This window comes from Mesorhizobium sp. M1E.F.Ca.ET.041.01.1.1 (assembly GCF_003997355.1).
In the GTDB taxonomy this organism is placed as follows: domain Bacteria; phylum Pseudomonadota; class Alphaproteobacteria; order Rhizobiales; family Rhizobiaceae; genus Mesorhizobium.
Genome location: NZ_RZSL01001203.1, coordinates 1 through 610 on the forward strand (window position 1 = coordinate 1; position 610 = coordinate 610).

General features: G+C 70.5%; 1 protein-coding gene and 1 pseudogene. Both read right to left on the reverse strand.

Annotated features, from left to right (window positions below; genetic code table 11):
- Window positions 1-364 (reverse strand): annotated as a pseudogene (locus tag EOA38_RS38355) (molybdopterin molybdenumtransferase MoeA); the annotation flags it as partial.
- Window positions 365-610, reverse strand: a 246-nt coding sequence (locus EOA38_RS38360; RefSeq protein ID WP_281060194.1) for a cyclic pyranopterin monophosphate synthase MoaC, incomplete at its 5' end; no start/stop codon positions are given.

Sequence of the window (610 nt, forward strand, 5' to 3'; positions counted from 1 at the left end):
CGATGTCGCCGCCGCCGGGAGCGCGGACATTCTCCTGGATGACGACGGTGTCGGCGCCTTCCGGCAGGGGAGCGCCGGTGAAGATGCGCACGGCCTCGCCATCGCCGACGGAGCCGGTGAAGCCGCGCCCGGCCGGCGCCACGCCGATCACCGAGAGCCGCGCCGGCGCTGATGCCACGTCCGCGGAGCGGACGGCATAGCCGTCCATGGCCGATGCTTCGAAGGGCGGCTGGGTGCGCAGCGCGACCACCGGTTCGGCCAGCACGCGGCCGGCCGCATCAGCCAGCGGCACGCTTTCGCCAGGCAACGCCGCAGCGCCGTCCAGCAGGCGCTCGAGAGCCTCGGCGACCGGAACCAATGCCATTTATGAACCTGCCCCGGATTTGGCCGACTTGTAGTCGCCCGACTTGCCACCGGTCTTCTCGACCAGCCTGATGCCGGAAATCACCATGGCGCGGTCCGCCGCCTTGGCCATGTCGTAGATGGTGAGACAGGCGACCGACGCGGCGGTCAGCGCCTCCATCTCCACACCCGTCTTGCCGGTGACGCGCGCAAGCGCGGTAACCTTGAGACCGGGAAGCGCGCGGTCGGGCTCGATGTCGACGGCAAC